21 protein-coding genes and 1 tRNA gene are annotated in these 22,235 nt (G+C 34.9%); 3 read left to right on the forward strand and 19 right to left on the reverse strand.

The features are described 5' to 3' along the window. Positions 1-83: 83 nt before the first annotated feature. The 9 genes from mnmH to KDE13_RS06360 form a co-directional block, all read right to left on the reverse strand. Positions 84-1,091, reverse strand: a complete 1,008-nt coding sequence (gene mnmH, locus KDE13_RS06320) for a tRNA 2-selenouridine(34) synthase MnmH (protein ID WP_212143141.1) — start codon at positions 1,089-1,091, stop codon at positions 84-86. After that, positions 1,078-1,563, reverse strand: a complete 486-nt coding sequence (locus tag KDE13_RS06325; protein WP_212141092.1) for an HIT family protein — start codon at positions 1,561-1,563, stop codon at positions 1,078-1,080. Before KDE13_RS06325 ends, mnmH begins: the two co-directional genes overlap by 14 nt. After that, positions 1,563-2,351, reverse strand: coding sequence for an indole-3-glycerol phosphate synthase TrpC (trpC, locus tag KDE13_RS06330; RefSeq protein ID WP_212143142.1), 789 nt, complete (start codon positions 2,349-2,351; stop codon positions 1,563-1,565). The genes KDE13_RS06325 and trpC overlap by 1 nt, the downstream gene beginning before the upstream one ends. Beyond that, positions 2,348-3,610, reverse strand: coding sequence for a tetratricopeptide repeat protein (locus KDE13_RS06335; RefSeq protein ID WP_212143143.1), 1,263 nt, complete (start codon positions 3,608-3,610; stop codon positions 2,348-2,350). The genes trpC and KDE13_RS06335 overlap by 4 nt, the downstream gene beginning before the upstream one ends. Further along, entirely contained in the window at positions 3,586-3,963 is a 378-nt protein-coding gene (locus tag KDE13_RS06340; RefSeq protein ID WP_212142052.1) for a YkgJ family cysteine cluster protein, read from the reverse strand. Before KDE13_RS06340 ends, KDE13_RS06335 begins: the two co-directional genes overlap by 25 nt. Continuing rightward, positions 3,954-4,655 (reverse strand): tRNA1(Val) (adenine(37)-N6)-methyltransferase, encoded by a 702-nt coding sequence (locus KDE13_RS06345; RefSeq protein WP_212143144.1) that lies wholly within the window; start codon positions 4,653-4,655, stop codon positions 3,954-3,956. Before KDE13_RS06345 ends, KDE13_RS06340 begins: the two co-directional genes overlap by 10 nt. Further along, the gene (locus KDE13_RS06350) at positions 4,652-6,895 is read right to left on the reverse strand and encodes a coiled-coil domain-containing protein (RefSeq protein ID WP_212143145.1); all 2,244 of its coding nucleotides are present in this window, start codon (positions 6,893-6,895) and stop codon (positions 4,652-4,654) included. Before KDE13_RS06350 ends, KDE13_RS06345 begins: the two co-directional genes overlap by 4 nt. 3 nt (positions 6,896-6,898) lie before the next feature. Next, positions 6,899-7,855, reverse strand: coding sequence for an NAD(P)-binding domain-containing protein (locus tag KDE13_RS06355; protein WP_212141086.1), 957 nt, complete (start codon positions 7,853-7,855; stop codon positions 6,899-6,901). Between the two features lie 93 nt (positions 7,856-7,948). Continuing rightward, complete coding sequence (locus KDE13_RS06360) at positions 7,949-9,289, reverse strand: class II 3-deoxy-7-phosphoheptulonate synthase (RefSeq protein ID WP_212143146.1); 1,341 nt, start codon at positions 9,287-9,289, stop codon at positions 7,949-7,951. A 132-nt stretch (positions 9,290-9,421) separates the two neighbouring features. Between KDE13_RS06360 and rarD (KDE13_RS06365) the strand changes: the two genes are divergently transcribed. Genes rarD (KDE13_RS06365) through KDE13_RS06375 form a run of 3 tightly spaced genes read left to right on the forward strand, consistent with a single transcriptional unit; the run spans position 9,422 to position 11,664 of the window. After that, complete coding sequence (rarD, locus tag KDE13_RS06365; RefSeq protein ID WP_212143147.1) at positions 9,422-10,309, forward strand: EamA family transporter RarD; 888 nt, start codon at positions 9,422-9,424, stop codon at positions 10,307-10,309. Beyond that, positions 10,310-11,200, forward strand: coding sequence for an EamA family transporter RarD (gene rarD, locus KDE13_RS06370; protein WP_212143148.1), 891 nt, complete (start codon positions 10,310-10,312; stop codon positions 11,198-11,200). It abuts the gene before it with no gap. Beyond that, on the forward strand, positions 11,197-11,664 hold the full coding sequence (locus tag KDE13_RS06375; RefSeq protein WP_212143149.1) for a hypothetical protein: 468 nt from the start codon (positions 11,197-11,199) through the stop codon (positions 11,662-11,664). The genes rarD (KDE13_RS06370) and KDE13_RS06375 overlap by 4 nt, the downstream gene beginning before the upstream one ends. Positions 11,665-11,669: 5 nt before the next feature. Here the strand turns inward: KDE13_RS06375 and KDE13_RS06380 are convergent. The 10 genes from KDE13_RS06380 to KDE13_RS06425 form a co-directional block, all read right to left on the reverse strand. Further along, positions 11,670-11,744: transfer RNA gene (locus KDE13_RS06380), tRNA-Gly, on the reverse strand. A gap of 69 nt (positions 11,745-11,813) precedes the next feature. Beyond that, positions 11,814-12,866 carry a glycoside hydrolase family 3 N-terminal domain-containing protein gene (locus KDE13_RS06385; protein ID WP_212142060.1) on the reverse strand — a complete coding sequence of 351 codons (1,053 nt, stop codon included), beginning with the start codon at positions 12,864-12,866 and terminating at the stop codon, positions 11,814-11,816. Next, entirely contained in the window at positions 12,863-13,759 is an 897-nt protein-coding gene (locus KDE13_RS06390; RefSeq protein ID WP_212143150.1) for an NAD(P)H-dependent glycerol-3-phosphate dehydrogenase, read from the reverse strand. Before KDE13_RS06390 ends, KDE13_RS06385 begins: the two co-directional genes overlap by 4 nt. Before the next feature lie 47 nt (positions 13,760-13,806). Further along, complete coding sequence (gatB, locus tag KDE13_RS06395; protein WP_212143151.1) at positions 13,807-15,231, reverse strand: Asp-tRNA(Asn)/Glu-tRNA(Gln) amidotransferase subunit GatB; 1,425 nt, start codon at positions 15,229-15,231, stop codon at positions 13,807-13,809. Between the two features lie 126 nt (positions 15,232-15,357). Next, positions 15,358-15,948, reverse strand: coding sequence for a cytochrome c3 family protein (locus tag KDE13_RS06400; RefSeq protein ID WP_212143152.1), 591 nt, complete (start codon positions 15,946-15,948; stop codon positions 15,358-15,360). Between the two features lie 9 nt (positions 15,949-15,957). Next, on the reverse strand, positions 15,958-16,383 hold the full coding sequence (locus tag KDE13_RS06405; protein ID WP_212143153.1) for a cytochrome c3 family protein: 426 nt from the start codon (positions 16,381-16,383) through the stop codon (positions 15,958-15,960). After that, complete coding sequence (locus tag KDE13_RS06410) at positions 16,383-17,957, reverse strand: flavocytochrome c (RefSeq protein WP_212141076.1); 1,575 nt, start codon at positions 17,955-17,957, stop codon at positions 16,383-16,385. The genes KDE13_RS06405 and KDE13_RS06410 overlap by 1 nt, the downstream gene beginning before the upstream one ends. A 207-nt stretch (positions 17,958-18,164) precedes the next feature. Continuing rightward, positions 18,165-20,111 (reverse strand): AraC family transcriptional regulator, encoded by a 1,947-nt coding sequence (locus tag KDE13_RS06415; protein ID WP_212143154.1) that lies wholly within the window; start codon positions 20,109-20,111, stop codon positions 18,165-18,167. Positions 20,112-20,668: 557 nt separating this feature from the next. Then, a complete protein-coding gene (locus KDE13_RS06420) occupies positions 20,669-21,346 on the reverse strand; it encodes a F0F1 ATP synthase subunit A (RefSeq protein WP_212141074.1) in 678 nt (225 codons plus the stop codon). Positions 21,347-21,436: 90 nt separating this feature from the next. After that, positions 21,437-22,198, reverse strand: a complete 762-nt coding sequence (locus tag KDE13_RS06425) for a TSUP family transporter (RefSeq protein WP_212143155.1) — start codon at positions 22,196-22,198, stop codon at positions 21,437-21,439. Positions 22,199-22,235 lie beyond the last annotated feature (37 nt).

Genomic DNA, 22,235 nt, shown 5'->3' on the forward strand with positions numbered 1-22,235 from the left:
CTGTATTTTAGGGATAAAGACACTCTAATAGTTTTATTTATATTTTAGTTGAGAATTTTATAAATTTTAAAGATAATTTTAAGCTATTTTACTAGCATTGACCTTATATAGTTAAGCTCATCTAATGCCGTTTTAAAGTCATCTGAACAAATTCTCACATCAACACGACTTGGCTTTTTGTAGACCTTATCATAATACTTTATAAGTAAAATTTCACACACTTTTGCTATGTCGCCACGCTCAAAAGCTGCATTCGCATCATCTTTAGCGTCTCGCGAAATAAATGGCGAAATTTTATTCATACATTCATAAAAAAATTTATCATCTATATTAGCATAATCACTCATTATACACTCAATACGTCTATGCAAACTAGCCGTGATCTCGACATTTACTCCACTTCTCATAGCTTCATATATGCTTGTAGGTAAAGTAAGCGAACCTATCTTTCGACTCTCGCCCTCTATAAAACAAACTTCATCTTTTAAATTTAAAAGCCTCTCAAAAAGCCCATCTTCAAAGCACTTTTGACTTGGCTGAGCTCCTGCGATTGCACCAAACACTGAACCAAGGTGATTTGCCATTTTTTCTAAATTTATGGATGGATTTAGGGCTTGAATAAGTTTCGTTTTATAGCTTCCAGTATTTCCAAAAAGTGTTATAAATTTTGTGCTACAAGGCTTATTTAAACTAGATAAAACTTGTGTCCGATATGCTTTATATCCGCCACCAAGTCGCTCTACACGGTATCCTATCATACTTAAAACTACGCCTATAGAATTTGATCGCATGCCACCCTTAGCACAGTAGATCCCTAAAAGCGAGCCAACCTTGCAAAGCTTATAAACTTGCTTTATGATATCTTGTAAATTTGCACATATGTAGCTTGCTCCCAGTGCTTTTGCATAGGCTCTATCGTGCTTGTATATTATGCCGATCTCTTGGTACTGTTTGTCGCTTAATGCATACAAATTTATGGCGTCTTTTATATGTGAATACTCAAATTCACGCGGTGACCTTGCGTCTATTATTATTGCATAATTATTACGTCTACCTAGCCACTCATCAACACAAAGATCACGCAAGCTCACCAAATGCCCTTTTTAGCTTCTCAAACAATGGATGAAACGGCACGCCATTTACACGCACATCGGCGATAGTCGTGATAAAATTTGTATCCCTATTCCAACGAGGCACAAGATGATAATGTACGTGCTCAGCTATCCCAGCACCAGCAGCAGCTCCGAGATTCATACCGATATTTACCCCCTCAGCCCTTAGCTCACGCTTTAAAATTTGAACTCCACAACGCACAAAATAACTCATCTCTTGCCAAGTTGTCTCATCTAGATCTTCGATTTTATCTGTATGTTTAAATGGTATCACCATAAAATGCCCAGGCGAATATGGAAATAGATTCATTACACAAAAGCAGTGCTTAGCACGAAAAAGCACACCTGTTTTATCGTCATCTTCTGGGCGATTTATCACATCACAAAATACGCAACCATCGACTTTTTGACTAAAATACTCACTTCTCCAAGGTGCACAAATATGTTGCATTATCTCCCCTCCTTTATTTGTTTGACAGCATCTAAGATATTTTCACATCTCATAAAATGCTCACCTATCAAAAACGCATCAACACCAATTTTATTTAAATTTAAAAGCTGTTCATATTTTTCCAATCCGCTTTCTGCAACTATTATTTTGCCCTGCGGAAGTAGAGGTATGAGCTTCTCACAAAGGCTCATATCCATACTAAAATCATCTAAATTTCGGTGATTAATGCCAATTATATTTGCTCCTGCATAGACCGCCTTTTTTACATCATCTACATCGTGCGTCTCAACAAGCACTTCAAGCCCCAAATTAAAAGCGTATTCTAATAGCTCCTTTAACTCACGCGAACTTAAGGCTTTTGCGATAAGAAGTATAAAGTCAGCACCATAAACAAGTGCTTCTAAAATTTGATACTTATCCACGATAAAATCCTTGCGAAGTAGCGGAGAACCACAATACCTGCGAATTTGAGTGATAAACTCTACATTGCCCTTAAACCAATGCGGCTCAGTCAGAACACTAATAGCGTTTGCACCGCTAGTCTCATACTCTTTTGCGATTACTATTGGCTCAAAATTTTCACGTATCACGCCTCTGCTTGGACTTGCCTTTTTTACTTCAGCTATTATGCGTAGTGGCTCATCGGCAGTACTTTTTAATACACTTATGACATCCCGTGGAACATATGGATTAAAAGCCAACGAGCGTCCCAGCCACTCCATTGGAAAGTCTATTTTGCGTTTTTCTAAGTCCTGTTTTGTTCTCTTTATTATCTCATCAAGTATCATTTTGCTAACCTTTTATCTAAATTTATTATGCAATTTCGTATATCATGCAGATGTTTTTGAGCCTCTTGAGAGCCTGAAAATTCGCTATCTTCCATAGCTTTTAGCATTATACTTTTAGCCTTTTTACACTCTCCAAGTTTAAAATATCCCCAAGCGAGTGAGTCTTGATAGTAAGGAGAGTTTGGCTCTAGCTCTAACGCTTTTTCAACTAGTCCTATGCCCTTTCTCACGTCTATGCCACGATCTATCAGCAAGTAACCATAGTAGTTTAGATATATGGCATTATCAAGCTTAACGACACTTGATTCAAAATTTGCTATTACATTTTGAAGTTGTTTTTCATTGATGTTTTCCCTGTGCATCTCGTATTCATATATTGCCATAAGTGCGAGCAACTCGACATCACGAGTTTGATTATAAAGCTTTGCTGCTAATACATACGCATCACCATAGTTTGACATCGCGACATAAAGTTGCATAAGCATTTTTTCATTATAGTTATGCTTTTTAAGAAATTCTATCGCACCTTTTATATCTTTTTTATAAACAAAAATTTCAACCGCCTTATCAAGATAACTACTATCCAAACTAATCTCATAGAGTTTTTCATATATCTGTATCATATTATCTAGCTCACCGCGAGATAGATATTGATCTAACAATATCCCACAAACTGCTATAGTGCAGCCATTTTCTTGCCTAAAATCTTCAAGATACTTCAATGCCTCATTTTGGTTATCAAGGCGATTTAACAATACATCAGCTATACGCAAAACGCTATCTTCACTTTTGCTTAAAGAATAAGCCTCTTCAAAGTATTTAAGTGCCATTATACTATCATTTTCAAGCATACATATTGTACCTAATATTATGATATTTTGGACGCTTGGTTCACGAGTGACAAGATCTTTAATTATCTGACGTGCTATACTAAAACGCTTATGATTGACAAAATCAGCAACCTTTATACGTATAAAATCACTATCTTCTTTTAACACCTTGCTGCTAATTTTTAAAAGCCTATCAAAGTCTTTATCCTGCGAAACAAATGCAAGTTTTAATGCCTCTTTTAAATATGTGTTATGCTTTGTTTCGTTATAAAGCCCCTCATAAACAACTATCGCACTCCGTGTATCTCCGCTATCTTGAAACATCAGTGCTTGCATTATCTTTAAATCTTCATCTTCATTTGCAAATACAACCTTGATAAAAACAGCAAAAATAATATAAAATTTTATAAAAATCTTACGCCGATACATTCTTTCTCAAGTTCCTTTAAATTTGTTAAAAAATATTCCCAAAATGGAAAACTCACGCACTGCGACGGACGATACTCGTAAATACTGCAGTTTTTATTAATCTCATCAAAAAATACACAAGCAAAACCGCCATTATAGGACTTCTCTTTTATGCTATATTTTGCTCCGACATTTATCAAAAACTCTCGCCTAAACTCATCTATATTTAAATTTAAATGTTGGCTTAAAGTAGCCATCTCTTCCTCGTCTATCCATATATAGCCACTCTCACCAGTGCAACACTTGCCACCACAACTGTCACAAAAACTTGTATCAAATTCATAACAAAACCCTTGCTGCTTTATCACTGCCATAGCTCACTCTTTGTCTGTGCTTTACTAAAAATTCGCTTTGCCTCATCACTAAAATCATCTCCGCACATCATAAAAAGTGGTGGTGCAATCTTACACTTTGAATGAGATGACTTTTTAACGTGAAATATAACCAGATTTGCGTCTTTATTTGCTTTTGAATGGATAAATTTAATGCAAATAGGCGTCATTTTAAACTCCTTTAAAATAGCAAAAATTTCCGCCAAACTCGCTACATCATAGCAAAATATCATCTCTCCACGTGGTTTTAAATTTGAATTTACACTTTGTATAAAATCACGCAAAGGTAGGTGCGTGGCATAACGACTAATCGCGATATGCTCGTTTGTGCTTTTACTTACTCCATCGTGATAAAATGGCGGATTTGAGATGATTAGATCAAATTTACTCTCGCTTTTAAATTTAGTAAAATCAGCATGAATAAACTTAGCTTCAAGCGAATTCGTATTAGCATTTTGTCTTGAAAGCTCTAAATTTATCTCTTGAATATCAAGCAAGCTTAAATTTATGCCATCAAAATCACGTTTTAGCAAAAGCCCAAGTATCCCACATCCGCACCCAACATCAAGCACTTCACCTTTAAAATATGGCTTTAAAATTTTTGAGATAAAGTCGTAAAGAACTAGTGTATCGCTATTGTATCGGTAAGCATTATCAAGTTGAGCTAGTATCATCTATACACTTTTATGACAAATCCGCGAATATTATCTTTAATAATCACATCCGAGCTAAAACTAATCCTTGCAAAATCACCAAATTCATCTCTTAAAAGTTGCTCTGCCACCTTTGAACGTTCTTTACCAACGCCGTAATTTACATAATTATTCAACCGGCCAAGGTCGTCTTTTTTGATATTTTGAGTTACATTTTGAGGTAGAACAAAATTTCTTTTATCAACGATTGGCACGATTTCATAGATATAGTTTGAGTTAAATCGTTGCAAAAACTCACTTACACGATTTTTACACATCACACTTATCTTGCTATTTGCATCCATATCATTACAAGTGATAGATGAGATCAGCACTAGTTTTGTAGGCGTTTCAGGCTTAGTTTGAGCCTGAAGGATCATCTTTAAGTTTATATTTTCATCTTCAAGCTCATCTTGTTTATTTAAATTTTGTTCTATATCCTTTTGTAGCTCAGCGATCTGGGCATTAATATCATTTTTAAAAGACTTTGAGTTTAGTTGAGCTATCTTTAAATTTAACTGCTGTATAGTTTTATTGCTCTCTGCTAAGCTTGTTTTTGCTAAATTCAATTCATTTTGTAACGTTTGCATATATTTTATTGCACCTTTGTTGGTTATCTCTTTTTCCAACATTGCGATTTGTTGGCGTAAAATTTCATAATTTTGCATATCAATCTTAAGCGTTCGCTTTTGTATCTCATTTTCGCTCTGTCTGGCACTTAGTTCTGATTTTAATATACTTATATTATTTTCTAAATTTCTTATATTTTCATTTTTAGCTTCGATAGTATTTTTAAGCTTATTTAAACTATCATCAGCTTTATTTAAACGAATCTTATATGAGTTTATAGTTTCATTTGCTTCACTTATTATTTTATTTTTTTTATTTAAGTTTTCATTTAAAATTTTAAGCTTATTTTGTGAGTTATCAAGCTCATTAATCGCGTTATTAAGCTTTATATTAAGCGATATTATGCTAGCATTTTTATCATTGTTTTGGCTCTCTAACTTTGAAATTTGAGAGAAATTTGAGCTTACCTCTTTTTTAAATTTCTCTATTATATCACGACTTGATCGTAGCTCTTGCTCTATCTTGGTATTTTTGTCTTTTAGCTCATCGTAGCTTTTTTTAAGCGTTGTTAAACTCGCATTTAGCTCCAAATTTTGTCCACTATAGTCCTTAACGGTTAAACTTTGATTATTTAAATTTCTTTTTAATTCATTTAATTCAAATACGCTATTTTGAAATGCTGTTTGGTTTGCATCTATAGCTGATTTAAGATCTAAAATTTCATTTGACTTTTTAGACAGTTCATCTTCTAGTGTAAGTTTTTGCATCTCAAAACCATCTTTTATACGCTCAAGCTCCTTATCGTATGAAAATTTAATATTTTGCATATCATTTTTACTTTGAGTTAGTTCATTTTTAAGAATTTCAATATATTTTTTGCTCTCGTCTGTGTTTTTGCTTATATTGTTTTCAAGTTCTGATATATGTATATTTTTTTGTGTTATTTGCGTATTTAACTCATTATTTTTAGCCTTAAGATCAGTAAAATTTGCCTCAGCTACTTGGCGAAAATGACCAAACTCATTTACAAGAGCCATAATCTCTTTTTCATCACTTAGTTTAGTGTCATTTATCAAATTTTCAAGGTCGATTATCTTTTTTTCATACCCTTTTGAGCTTTCAATCATATCAGCCTGTGCTTCATTTAGTCGTTTTGTGAGTATCTGGATATTTTCAAGGTGTTGTGCTTCTAACTCATTTAGCTTTCGCTCATTATCAGCTAAAATTTCATTTTTCTCATCTTCTATACTATTTTTCATTTGACTGATTTTTGTAATAAAGTCTAAATTTTTTTCGCTTATATCTATATTGTCTTGTGCTAAAATAGCATTTTTCTCACTTAGCTCACGCACTTTAGATTGAAGCTCTTCTATATTATTGCTTAGTGGTTTATCATCTTTTACACTAAAATTTTCAGTATAGCTTTTTGGAGTTATATATCCACCATATTCATAAAGGTCTTCTTTACTGATATATTTTTGTTTCTCTTCATCTGGCAAATTTGCAAACGTTATGGCATAAATTTTCTGCGTCTCTTCACTTAAAGTTGAATTAACTTCAGCTTTTTGAAATTTAAAAATATCAAACTCAAATCCAACTAACATCAAAAAAACTGTGATAATAGCAACAAATGAAGCTTTTAAAAAATTCAAAAATTATCCTCTTTTTGCAATGATATCTTGTATGACTTTATGAGCATGATTAAGTGCTACAACGATAGAACCACCATTTTTTAGCACTATATCACCACCTACATAAAGCCCGGCTATATCACTCTCAAAATTCTCATTTACGATAGGATTACCCTTCTCATCCATCTTTATAGAACATCTTTGTAAAAAATCAACTGGACTTGACCCACCGATAGCATATATTATACGGTCATAAAACCTCACCTTTCCATTTGTATAAGTTACCTTTACCTTACCTGATTCATTTTCTAGCTCGGACACATCGTGATTTAGTCTAACTCTGATATTATTATGCTTTTCAAGTTCAAAAAGTGCCTCTTTATTCGTATCATTTACACGCAAGAAACTATCCTTTCTGTATGCGATAGTGGTGTCGTTATAAACACAAAGCTCTATGGCATACTCAACTGCCGAGTTTCCACCGCCTACGACTAAAACCTTCTCACCCTTTGAGCAGTTATCAAGGTTAAAATTTATCACATTATTTAATGACGGTGGTATTTTATAATCAGGCTTATTTGGTCGCCCCATTTTGCCGATACTTATCATAACATTTTTGGCTTCGTATCTCGCTCTTGCCGTTGTTATAACAAAGATATCATTGACTTTTTTTACACTCTCAACTTCTGAGTTAAAGTGTGCCTCTATCTTTTCATCATCAAGCAACTTATCAAAATAATCAAGCGTGCTCTCTTTTGTGCCATCTTCAAATGCCACGACTCCGTGTATAGTACTGTCTTGTCCCTTGTACTCCTTATCTACACGCTTATTGTCCTTATAAAATTTACGTATAGTTTGGCTATGGTTGTCCCCTTTTTCTAACAAAAGAACATCTTTTAAACCATTTTTTGTCGCTTCTACAACCGCTGCTATACCGCAAGGACCACCACCTACGACAACTATATCATAGACGTTTGACATTATATCTCCCTTAATTGATATTTTTATTGATAATTTAACAGAAAATAGATTAAAATTTAAGAAATTTTATAAAGACCGCCGAAGCGGTCAATACTAGCCTTTTTTTACAAAGTCAGCTATCAAAAATGCTAGTTCAAGGGCTTGATCTGCATTTAGTCTAGGATCGCACTGCGTCTCATACCTATCGGATAGATCTTGTTCGCTTAGCCTAAACGCACCACCCGTGCATTCTGTTACGTCCTGCCCTGTCATCTCTAAATGAACACCACCTGGATGCGTCCCCTCCGCACGATGAATTTCAAAAAAGCTCTTAACTTCACTTGTAATTTTAGCAAATTCACGAGTTTTGTAGTTGTTTGATGTCTTTATTGTGTTACCGTGCATTGGGTCTGTGCTATAAAGGATATTTAGTCCCTCGCGTTTTAACTCACGTAAAATTTGTGGTAGCTTATCGCCTATCTTATCTGCACCCATTCTAATGATAACGTTTAGTCGCCCTGCTTCGTTGCTTGGGTTGAGTTTTGCAGCTAGTTTTTTAACATCATCAGCAGTTGCATTCGGTCCTATCTTTACACCAAGTGGGTTTTTAACTCCACTTAAAAAATGCACATGAGCGTCATCAATACCACGAGTTCTCTCCCCTATCCAAAGCATATGTGCCGAGCAATCATACCACTCACCAGTTAAGCTATCTTCACGTGTTAAAGCCTCCTCATAAGGCAATAAAAGTGCTTCGTGAGATGTATAAACAGCAGTTTGATTAAGCGTTGGAGTATTTTGTGAATTTAACCCAACTGCCTCCATAAACGCTAAAGTCTTAGTAAGCTCGTCGGCTAGTTTTGCATATCTTTCGCCTATCTCTGGACGTTTTATAAAGCCCAAATTCCACTTATGCACCTGATGAAGGTCAGCCAAACCACCTCGAGAGAATGAACGAAGTAAATTCATCGTAGAGGCACTTTGGTAATAAGCCTCAAGCATTCGTGCAGGGTCAGCTACACGAGCAACCTCATTAAAGTCAAAGCCATTTATTATATCTCCGCGATAGCTTGGTAAACTTATGCCATTTATATCTTCATAATCACTACTTCTAGGCTTTGCAAACTGTCCTGCCACGCGACCGACCTTAACTACAGGGGAGCCACCTGCAAATGTAAGAACTATCGCCATTTGCAAAAGTAGCTTAAACATATCACGAATGTTGTTTGCACTAAAATTTGAAAAGCTCTCAGCACAGTCGCCACCTTGGAGCAAAAACGCTTTACCTTCACAAGCTCTAGCCAGATCTTGCTTTAAATTTCTAGCCTCACCAGCAAAAACAAGCGGCGGCATCGTCTTTAACCTACTCTCAACCCTTTTAAGTTCATCTAAGTTTTCATATTTTGGTTGTTGTAAAATTTTATACTCTCTCCAGCTTTCACGACTCCAGCTCATTTTTCGTCCTAATTATTAAAATTAAAAGCTTGATTATATCACGGTAAACTTAAATAAAAAATCGTTAATACATAATTAAAGATAAAAAGCCTATAATCACACTTTTATAAATTTAAGAAGGTAAAATCAAAAATGCATCTAAATGATAAACAACAAGGTCTTATTTTTGCAATTAGTGCATTTGTAATGTGGGGGTTTTTACCACTATTTTTTAACCTTTTTGATAAAAATGTAGATGCGTATGAGATCTTGGCTCACCGTATTATTTGGTCGTTTTTATTTCTTACTATAGCCTTAATTACACTAAAAAAATTTAAAAATATCAAAATTTTATTGCAAAATCATACAATATTAAAGGCTCTTTTTATTAGCGGTGCTCTTATTAGTATCAACTGGGGAGTGTATGTTTATGGTGTAAATAATGGTAAAATTTTAGAAAGTAGCATAGGATATTTCATAAATCCTTTGATGAACATGCTCTTTGGTGTGATATTCTTTAAAGAACGCTTAAATACGATCTCAAAAATAGCAATGTTTATTGTTATTATAGCAATCATGGTTCAGATTTACGCACTTGGTAGATTACCACTTATTGCGATCATTTTACCTTTGTCATTTGCACTTTATGGCTCTGTTAGAAAGCATATAAATGTTGCGGCGACAGACGGACTTTTTATTGAGACTTTACTCATTTCTCCGATTGCTATCGGATACATTTTATATCTTGCATTTATTGGTCAAGGGCATTTTATGAGTAGCTCAAACTCAATACTTATGATAATTTCAGGCATAACAACAATCATTCCTTTGATATGTTTTAATGCTGCAACATCACGTATAAATTTAAGCACAATAGGCTACTTACAATACATCAGTCCAACGATAGGAATGCTTTGTGCGGTATTTGTATTTGGCGAGAATTTAGATATTTATAAGATAATATCGTTTACGCTTATTTGGTTTGCACTTTTTCTTATCGGTACAAATGGATTTTTACATAAATTTAAAGGACAAAAATAGGTGAAAAATAGCGAAAAAACAGATAAAATAGGTCTTATATACGCACTATCAGCTTTTGTGCTATGGGGCTTTTTAGTCGTATTTTTTAAACAATTTGAAGGTGTAAATCCATACGAGATAGTCGCTCACCGCATTTTGTGGTCAGTGATAGTGCTGTTTATCTTATTAGCTTGGCTTGGACGCCTTAAAAGTGTTAGAGCAAATTTATTAAATTTTCGTGTAAGCTTTTGGCTTTTTGTAAGTGGTTTTGCTCTTGCTCTAAGTTGGTGTATTTTTGTGTATGCAGTAGATAATGATCTAGTTTTAGAGGCAAGTTTGGGTAATTTTATAAGCCCTATATTTTCTATATTAATAGGGTATTTTATACTCAAAGAACAGCTTAGCTTTGGTGCGAAAATTTCATTTTTTATTGTTATGATTGCTATTGGTATTCAAGTGGTTGCAGTCGGGACACTTCCTATTTTGGCAATCTCTTTAGCGGCAATTGTCTCTGTTTATGCCTTAATTAGAAAAAAGGTCAAAATCGGTGCATTGGAGGGGCTTTTTATAGAAAATTTACTCATTTCACCTATCGGTATCGCATATATTTTCTATCTTATTAGCGTAGGAGATAACCATTTTAATCTAGATAAAAATGGAATGTTATTAATCCTTTGTGGTCCAGTTACAATCGTGCCACTACTATTTTTTACTGCCGCAACAAAGCTAATCAGCTTAAGCACCATAGGTTATACTCAATACATAAATCCAAGTATCTCTATGCTTTTAGCTATTTTTGTATATAATGAGAGCATAGCTACCTACAAATTAGTCTCATTTTGCCTTATCTGGCTCGCTCTTTTTGTAGTTAGTGCTTATGGAATTTACACATATAAAAAGGATCATAGGTGAATGAAATACAATTATATCTATTTATAGCGATAGTAGCTGGCTTTGTGCTATATATGAATATCCAAAAACTAACACGCAATATAGATAAAACACAAGCACAAAACCTATCATCAAATACCCACTCACTAAGTGTTGATGAAGTGATTGATACACGCAAATATCAGCATTTTTGTGATGCGATTGATATCCAGATTCGTGAGATAAAACAAAAGGGGCTTTATGATGGCAAACTAAAAAATGATGAGTTAAAAGATAGCTTTTTAGAGTCTTTAAGCAACCTTAGCAAAAAGCTAACATTTATACAAACAATGAATTTAAACACAAAAAATCCACAAAAATGGGAAAATGAGATAACAGAGCTACTTGAGCGATTAACGGTGATTATAGATGAAAATTTAAAAGATAGTGAAGCTATAAATGATGAAGTTAGGGATAATTTAAAAGTAGCGTTTGAAAATTTGTAAATTTATGGAGCGGGAAACGAGAATCGAACTCGCGACCCCAACCTTGGGAAGGTCGTGCTCTACCCCTGAGCTATTCCCGCATTTTAAAAGCTAAATGTATTTTAGCTAAAATTTATAAATTCCAGCTAAAATACATAAAATTTTACTCACTATTTTATGTATTTATCTTTAAGCATTTTTATACGTTTATATGAAATATCTATCCGCTCTCTGCTTATCTTTTTTTCACTAATTGCGTCTATTATGTGTTGTGTGACTATGTCAGCTGTGCGACGATCGCCTATTTTAAACTCACTAAATAATAATATATCGCCACCTGCATTTATAAATTTAATAATCTTTTGTTTAAGTGGCTCATCACCAGCACCAAGCATCAGCATATCATCGCTTATAACAACGCCATTATATCCCAACTCGTCACGCAATATGCCACTTATTACCGCCTTTGAAAGCGTGGCGGGATTGCTCTCATCTACATCTTTTACAAAAAGGTGCCCGACCATAATCATATCCGCCCTATGACTCATCTCACGATACGGTAAAAGTGCGTTTCTGTCAATATTTACGATACTTTTTTGTTTGTGAGAGTCTTGTCGTGAATTGCCGTGTCCTGGAAAGTGTTTAAGTGTCGTCATAATGTTATTTTGAGCAAAAGCTCTTATAAAAACATCTGCATAAAATATAACTTTACTAGCATTTTCGCTAAACGCCCTACCTCTTGCACCGATAATTGGTGAGTCATCATCGTGCAGATCAACAACTGGAGCAAAATTTAAATTTACGCCAATTTGAGCTAAACTTTGAGCCATTTTTACATAAAGCTCAGCTGCTTGATTTATATTAAGGCTACTTGCAACCTCCCTAGCACTTGGATAGGCACTCCCGAAACTAACGTCTTTCATACGTGTTACATTACCACCCTCTTCATCAATCGCTATAAAAATTTTTGGTTGTTTTGCCTTTATTGCAGTATTTAGTGCAGTTAGTTGAGCCTTATCTTGCACATTTCTACTAAGTAACATCACGCCACCAAAACGCCCATATCCGGCGTCGCTTAGCATAGCTCTCACACTTGCATCTTTGGTACTTTTGCCATCAAACCCCACTATAATCATCTGTGAAACTTTTTGGCGTAATGTCGGCTCAGCAGCATTTGAGCTTAACGTAAAAAACGCTATAAAAAATAGCTTAAAAACTTTCATTTTCGCACTAAAAGAGACTTTAAGCTCTCATAAACATCTTTACCATCAAGCATCTTAACTACCTCATCAACTATGGGTGTATAAATGCCATTTTGTTGGCTTAAATTTGCTATCGCACGTGCAGTATCTACGCCTTCAGCGATCTCGCCAAGCTCATTTAAAATTTTCTCAAGCTTTTCATTTTTAGCGATACCTAGTCCCACACGATAGTTGCGTGAAAGTATGCTTGAAGCTGTTAAGAACAGATCTCCAGCCCCACTAAGCCCTAAAAATGTCTCGTCTTTTGCATCAAAAAATTTACCAAATCTAGCCATCTCAACAAGCCCGCGTGATATCAGACTAGCTCGTGCGTTGTTACCAAGTCCTAGCCCATCGCATATCCCACCAGCTATGGCTATGACATTTTTATATGCACCGCAAACCTCTGCACCAATGACATCATCAGAAGTGTAAGCCTTTATATATTTTGGAAAAAAACTAGCAAATTTTGCTGCAAGTTCTGCATTATAAGAGTTTATGACTAAGGCACAAGGTAGCTGTTTTTCAACCTCTTTAGCAAACGTTGGTCCAGACAAAAAGGCTAAATTTTTGCTCGACACAAACTCTTCGTAAATTTCATTTAAAAATCGTGAGCTTTTAGTCTCTATTCCTTTGCTTGCTACTAAAATTTTCTGTCCACTATCTTTAAAATTTTGTGTTAACCACTCACCGATACTTTGTGTAGGTATAGTAAATACAAGATATTTACATCTTAATGCCTCATCAAGTGAGACAAAATTTCTCATCTCTCGCGGAGTACGTGAGCTAATTATACACTCATTTTCCTGTGATAATGCGTGAAATAACGCACTTCCCCACTTTCCAGCACCGATGATGGCGATCTTTTCACTCATTTTATCTCCGTTTGATCTCACAATTTAAGCACATTAAAATACCAAACTTAGCTTAATTTCTCCTTTAGTAGACTATTGACCTTATTTGGATTAAAAGCACCTTTGCCCTCTTTCATAACCTGGCCGACGAAAAAGCCAAACATCTTATCTTTGCCTGCTTTGTATTCGGCGATTTTATCAGTATTTTCATTTAAAATTTTATCTATTATAGTTAGTATCGCACCATCGTCACTAACTTGCTTTAAGCCAAGCTTTTCTATGATATTATCCACATTTTCATTTGGATTTTCAAGCAGATAATCAAGAACCTCTTTCCCGGCCTTGCCACTTATCGTGCCATCTTCTATGCGAGTTAAAAGCTCTATCATCATTATACTATTAACCGGACTTGTCTCAATAGTAACGCCATTTTTAAGACGTCCTAGAAGCTCAACTAAAAGCCAAGTAACGCAAAGCTTAGGTGAAATTTTAGCTGCTACAAGATCTTCAAAATACCTAGCCATCTCAGCCGTACTTACTAAATTTATGGCATCGTCTTCTTTTATGCCAAACTCTTTTTGGTAACGCACAACTTTCTCGTCGGCTAACTCAGGTATCTTTATTGCCTCATTATACATCTCATCTTCAACGATAACAGGTAGTAAGTCAGGGTCTGGAAAGTAGCGATATTCTGCACTATCTTCTTTACCACGCATTGAGCGAGTTACTAAATTTACAGTATCAAAAAGTCGTGTTTCTTGATAAACCTCATCATCATATTTACCGCTCTGCCAAGCCTCACTTTGGCGTTCAACTTCATAATCAATTGCTTTTTGAATAAATTTAAATGAGTTTAGGTTCTTTATCTCAACACGGGTATAAAGTCTTGTATCGCCCTTTGGACGAATACTCACGTTTGCATCGCAACGAAAGCTACCTTCTTGCATATTTGCATCGCTTATGTTTAAAAATCGTAAAATTGAATGTAGCTTTTTAAGGTATGCCACCGCTTCATCACTACTACGCATATCTGGTTCGCTAACTATCTCAAGTAGCGGTGTACCTGCACGGTTTAGATCAACTAAGCTATGATCATCTTCGTGGATATTCTTACCCGCATCTTCTTCAAGATGAGCCCGAGTAATGCCGATACGCTTTTTCTCGCCATTTACATCTATATAAAGCTCTCCATTCTCGACTATCGGCACTTCAAACTGAGAAATTTGATATGCCTTTGGCAGATCTGGGTAGAAGTAGTTTTTGCGGTTAAAGATTGATTTTTTATTGATTTTTGCATTCACTGCCGTGCCAAAGCTAATCGCCTTTTTAACCGCCTCTTTATTTAGCACAGGCAACGCACCCGGCAAAGCCAAACAAGTCGGACAGACGTGAGTATTTGGCTCATCTCCAAAGCTAGTCGAGCAAGAACAGAAAATTTTAGTTTTTGTATTAAGTTGGGTATGAACCTCTAAGCCGATAACAACTTCAAACATAATTTACCTTTGATATTACGTATTTTTAAAGCTGTATTTTATCAATTATTTCTTTTAAGTTATCTAAAAATTGGGGATTTTAAATTTAAGGGAGACGACACTCCCTTAAATTTATTATTTTTTAGTCTATTTATTCATCTTTATCCACTCATCCCAACTATCAGCCACTTTATATTTTTGCTCTACAAGCATCTTGCCAAGCTCATAATGTCCTACATTTTTATGACAACTCGTGCATTTTAGCTCATCGCTTGTATTTTTAAACTCAATGTATTTTAAGTGCATTTTCTCAGCTGCTATTGTTGTATTGGCGTCTATTTTTTGTGTTATACTGCTATGGCACTTTATACAAGAGCTATCAAATGTGTAGTTTGCTCTTGCATGTTCACGGTTAGCTATCCAGTCTTTTTTACTAGGATCGCCTATCATAGTTGTCCAACCCTCTGCGATACCATTTTTTACCTTTGAAAAGATATAGTTTGCAAGGCTATCATGTGGCAGGTGACAGTCACTACATTTTGCCCCAAGCCCTCTTTTATTGGCCGCTCCATGGATGGGGTCGACTAAATTTGTCTGTGCGATAGCTCCATCCCACTCATGACAGCTACCACAAAATGGATACTCGCCGGTAGCCTTTATCATATGATAACCACCATAAGTTGCTATAAGAGTAACAAAAGCTGTTAGTATCACTGCTATAAAAATTTTATTTTTCATCTTGCACTCCTATCTTACTTCTAAATTTTTAATACTATCTTGAGTATGACAACGCAAACACATATTTACGCTTGGCTTATGCGACTTGTGACATGTATCGCAGTCAAGTGCTTCAAAGTGTGGGCTAGCGTGAATGTTGTCATTATGCCCCAAAGCACCCGTCCTCTCGCCTAGCTTGGCATAACTACCGTGACACTCAAGACATGAGTTATTCATAGCTGATGAATACATCTTTTCATCTGGTTCTTTATGACAGTCAGTACAGTCAAGTCCTAGCTTTTGATGAATACCCTTAATCGCAAAAGTCTCTTTGCTAAAATTTGTCACTATCTCTCCATTTGAGTCTCTTAGTATCTTAGCTAGGCTCATTTGGTGTAGATCGGTTGCGTTTAAAAGAATAGTAAAAAATGATAATAAAAACATAAATTTTTTCATCACGCACCCCTTTTTGAATTATAGTTTTGTGCTAGTTTCACACCAGCACGTCTGCCATAAACAAGACAGTCAAGAACGGCGTTTGAGCCTAGTCTATTAAAGCCATGCCTACCGCCTGTTAACTCTCCGCAAGCATATAAATTTTTAACTATTTGCATATCATTATTATATACTTCACAGTCTATCGTGGTCTTAACTCCACCCATGCAGTGATGCACCTTTGGCCCTGGGCGAGAGGCGAAAAACGGTGGCTTTTCTACTTTAATATACTTGCCTTTATAATCAGAAAAATTTCTATTAAACTCAGGATCACGGTAGCTTTTATCCTTCTTGGCCTCGTCTACAAATGAGTTATATCTCTTTAATTGCTCTAAAAATGGCTCTTTATTAATGCCATAATGTGCGATCAATTCATCCATAGTATCAAATTTCTTTATAGCTCCAACACTCAAGCCACGCTGAAAATCCTTGATATCGACAGTCTTTGTCCCTTCTATATCCATTATCAAAATAGGATGATTTTGACCGTTTTCATTCATCGCCCAAATAGCGTCTGAGCCGACCTTACGATCAGCTATCTCGTTTACGAAGCGAAGCCCAGTCTTTGGATTTACCATTATGCCATAAGCATACCCACGAGTGATCCAGCGATACGCAAAGCCAAAAAATGGCTCATCCGCTGATGTAACATGCATACGTTGGATATATTGCATATCTATAAATTTAATGTCATCGCTAATTAGTTTTTGTGCCGTGTAACCAGTCGCACCCATATGATTTGTCGTTAGCACATCATCTCTAAGTGCTGGATCAAAAATCTGTCTAAATTTAAGATCCGCACCCCAGCCGCCAGTAGCTAGTATAAGTCCACCATAACATCGGTAGTATCTTACCTGCCCGCTTTTGTTATCTTTTTCTTCAAATTTGGGATCAAACTTAAACTCATACTTCTCACGCACTTTTATACCGACAACCTCACCATTGTCATTGTAAATAATCTCATCCATTATGACACGGGTCGCGATCTTGCCACCATTTTTTCGTATAGCTTTTTGAAGTGGGCGAGTGATATAGCTACCAGCTCCAGCTGAGTGTGAGCGAGGCACGGTATGTCCGCCACTCCTACTCACCCATTTAAATTTAACTCCGCTATCAACGAGCCATTTAAACGTCGTAGGACCTTCATATATCATCTCACGCACAAGCTCCACGTCATTTAGATTGTGTCCGCTTTTTAGCGTATCTTTTATCTGAAGCTCTGGATCATCCTTTATGCCATCTCTATCTTGTATCGGCGTCCCAGCCACTGCCATAGAACCTCCACTATAAGCTGAATTACCACCAAGATACTGCATTTTTTCTATCATTATGCAGTTTGTTATACCACTATCAAGAAGTGATAGCATAGCAGCAGAACCAGCAAATCCACTGCCAACCACAATAGCATCAAACTCATCGTCCCAGCTACCCACATCCTTATCTGACATCTTACCAAATGAAAACGTAGGCACAGCCGTCGTTGCTAAACAACAGGCGATGGTTTTAAGTGCTTTTCTTTTAGAAGCGTTAAACATCTGTTTCTCCTTTAAATTTTACAAAGACTTTAAAAAATCTTTTAAAGGAATATTAATATAAATTTTTTGGTTTATTTTTGATAAAAAGTGTGATGAAATTTAAAAGCATTTTTTATCAATATATGTGAAGTAGCTATTTTAAGCTATTTTATAGATATTTGAAATATAATTTAAATTTTATAAATTTATGTTTTTGTCAATAAAATATTAAATTTTTATGTAAATAAATTCAGGAGCTGCACTATTTGTCAATAAAAAATAGATAAAAGGGGGCTTAAATTTATAAAAATTCACATCATAAAACACCTCATTTATCTTTTGCATCAACTCATCAAAAGATAAATTTGTAGCACCAACATCTACTTTCGCCCACTTACCAGCTGGAATTTCGACATAAGATAGTTCGCTATCATTACTGTGCGTGGCATAAATTTTATGCTCAATGTTACCATTTTCTAAAAATATAAATATGTCTTTTATATTGCTTTTTTGTTTTGACTTTAGAAAGTCTAAATTTTCAAATTTATGCGTTATAGCCAATCTCATTGGTTGTTGTTTTATCTCCTCAAATACTAGCTGATTTTGCGGTAAGATATTTAAATTTTGCCTATATGCTATGGGTGCTAAATTATAAGTTTTAGAAAAAGACCTTATAAACGTCTCATTGTGAGTAAAACCACACTTTTTAGCTATCACACTTACTTTTTCATCGCTAAATTTAAGCAAGAATGCCGCACGTTCAAGACGATAGCTCCTTAAATATCCAGAGATATTGTCATTCATATAGTTTTTAAATACTCTTTGTATGTGAAATTTAGAGTATCCTGTTACTTTAGCGAGCTTCTCTATACAAAGCCCATCGTCGTCAATATTTTGCTTTATAAAAAGCAGTAATTTTTCTACATTTGCATTATAAAGCTTGTTGCTTGTCTTATAAATTTCTTGCATAGAGCTAACATCTTGAAATAAAACAGATATAGCAAATGGTGTATTTTGACTAAGTGGTGCGGTAGTTATAATGTATTTCTTAGGCTCATTTATGCCAATATTTATATTAAAATATCGTATCTGGCTTGACGTGAGAGAGATCTCTAGCTCACTTACAAAGCCTTGCTTTTCATCATCTGTTAAAAACTTACTTAAATTTATACTGTTTTTTAGATTATTTGTATCTTTAAAATCATAAAAATTCTCAAACTCAGTGCTAGCAGAGATGATATCAAAGCTCTCGTTGCAGTTTATAAATATACCACTCACCTGTTTTGTAAGTATATCTTTAATATAATTTTTTTGCTCATCAAGCTGCTTTGAACTTGCATTGCTTTTGTTAAACCAAAATAAATTTATAAGCACATACATCAAAACACACAAAGCATATAGCAGTAAATTTATAAAAAGATATTTACCAAGTTCACTTGCATAAAGCTCTTGGTTTTTTTCAAAAACAAGTTGCCAGTTTGTGTTTTTGATAGTAAATGCCACATACTTTTCATTTGGCAAAGTGATGTTTTCAAATGATATAGTTTCATTTAAATTTGCAAAACTAGCTAGTATCTCGCCACCACTATTTATAAGATATAAATTTTTATCATAAAGAGTCTGATACTCCTTAAAATAGCTCCGCATAAACTCAAACGGCTGTCCGCCGCAAAACACACCACGTTTACTGATTAGTTTAATAGGTGTGCAGATAGAGACACTACGAAGCCCAAGTCGCATTGATATATAGGGATTTGAAGCGATAGTTGCACCAGCTTTTAGCGTATCATTATACCAGCCACGCGACTTTAAGTCATAGTTGTGTGGTGTGACATAATCATAATCTGAAATGTAAAAATTGCCATCATCAAGCCCCATTATAAGGTATGGAAAATTTGAACTTTGTTGAAATTTATAAAGCAGTGGCTGTATTTGCGAGCTATCAGCAATATTTTCATTTTGTAAAAGACGTGCTATCTTTTCTATATCCTTAAAATTTGAACTAGCCCAATCCTCTACCTTTGCGTGTATCCGTCCAAATAGCTCAGTCTCATACCGTCTGATGTTATCTTTTAACAGGTTATAGTTTAGATAGTAGTTTAGTCCAAGAAAAAGTAAAAATACAATACTAATAATTATAAAAAATTTACTATCTTTTTTGTTGAAAAACTGCAAATTTCATCCATTTGTAATATCTTAGACCATCATTATTACAAAAATACTCTTTAAACTTATTTAATAAATTTAAATTTTGTAATCCTGCACAACATGATATTAGTAGCACAGCACCTTAAGATAGTAGTTAGAAAGGTCAAAGACAGTAATAAATGCCAGACTTGTCTTTATCTCTGCTTAGTGAAATATCACAGACGATAGGTTGAAAGTGGTATTTTAATTTAGATGGATTATAACACGATGAATAAGACAAAGCCTCTATCATAATGACAACTAAACCTTAGCTTGTAAATTTAAAATTTGTAAAAAGTCAAGCACCTGATGATATAATAGACTTTGGAGTTTACTCAGCCACAATTTGCAATAAAAGAGATAGCTGAAACTGTAGCCACAGGAGAATTAATGAAAGCTAATTTATAAAAAAAGGCAAAAGAATTTGATTGCCCAACGGATTATATTTGTTTAGATAGTTCATAAGTTAGAAAGTATATACGGAGATACAACCACCGCAAATAAAAATCAAAGTACATCTAAAATCTAGATGCACTTTTTAAATTTTAATGCTCCTCAATAGCAACTGCACCAGCCAGATAAACATAAGTTAGCATCATAAAGATGAATGATTGTAAAACTGCCATAAGCGTTAGTAAAGCATACGCCGGTAACGGTGCAAACCAAGGTGCAAGTGTAAGCATAACCAAAAGGAACAAATCATCACCTTTAATATTGCCAAAAAGACGAAAAGATAGGGATACAACACGTGATAGGTGAGATATGATCTCAACTAAAAACATAAGTGGTGCCAAAGCCTTGCTGGGCCCCATAAAATGGGCAAAATACTTAGAAAATCCATTCTTTTTAATGCCTTCATAGTTATAATAAATAAAGACAATAAGTGCTAATGTAAGTGTTAAATTTAGGCTAGAGCTTGGCGATTCAAAGCCAGGTATGATACCTATAACATTTGAAAAAAATACTACAAAACCTATAGTCGCAACAAGTGGAACATACTTTCTAGCAAGTTCTTCACTACCTAGAGTATCTCTACCCATTGATAGAACGCCACTTAGATACGCCTCTACTATGTTTTGTAATCCACGTGGAACAAGTTGCATATTGCTAACTGACAGTTTTGCAACTAAAACTACAATAAGTGCAACAAGACAAAAATGAAATGCATAGACAAATGCGTGGCTGTGATAAATCATATTTGAAAATAGAAATAAATCCTTCATGCCTAACCTTTTAAGAATTTTTGTGTGATTTTATCTAAAATTTGATTAATCTTTTTTTAAGGTCACTCAATTTTGGCAAATTTATTAACTTCACCCACAAAAATAGTCATAAACTAACTTGACGATAGTCGCACCAACTACGATTAAAAACATCGTCCTTATAAATTTAATCTCTTTTTTGATAACCATATTTGAACCCACATAAGCACCTAGCATCTGCCCTGCCCCCATAAGTAGCCCAACTATCCAAAGTACGTGTCCTGCGAGTAAAAATACACCAAGCGATACAACATTACTAATAAAATTTAAAAGCTTTGTATGAGCGACTGCTTTTTTCATATTTAAACCAATCAACATCACAAGTGCAAACGTCCAAAATGACCCAGCACCAGGTCCAAAAAAGCCATCATAAAAGCCTAAAATCATTCCAAAGATGATATAAAATACCTTTGAGTTCATCCGTGAAGCTCTATCGCTTTCACCTACTTTTGGCATAAAAAGCGTGTAGATAAAGATAGCAATGAGTAAAAACGGTATGATAGTTTTTAAAAAATTTGGATCAAGCAAAAGGATAAGTGCTGCACCGATAATAGCACCGATAAAGGTAAAAATAATACCCCAAAATGCCTCTTTGTAATTAATCATCCCTTTGCGAGTAAAATTTAAAGCAGCTGTGAAGCTACCAAATGTTCCTTGAAGCTTGTTTGTGGCAAGGGCTACGTGCGGGGGCACGCCCATAGCCATAATCGCCGGAAGTGTAATAAGTCCACCACCACCAGCTATCGCATCAACAAAACCACCTAAAAATGCGGCACCAAAAAATACAAAATAGGCAAAAAGATCAAATTCCATAATAATGCTTTAAATAAATATTAAAGAGTAAATTTTA

Origin of the sequence: Campylobacter anatolicus (assembly GCF_018145655.1) — a bacterium.
Lineage (GTDB): Bacteria > Campylobacterota > Campylobacteria > Campylobacterales > Campylobacteraceae > Campylobacter_A > Campylobacter_A anatolicus.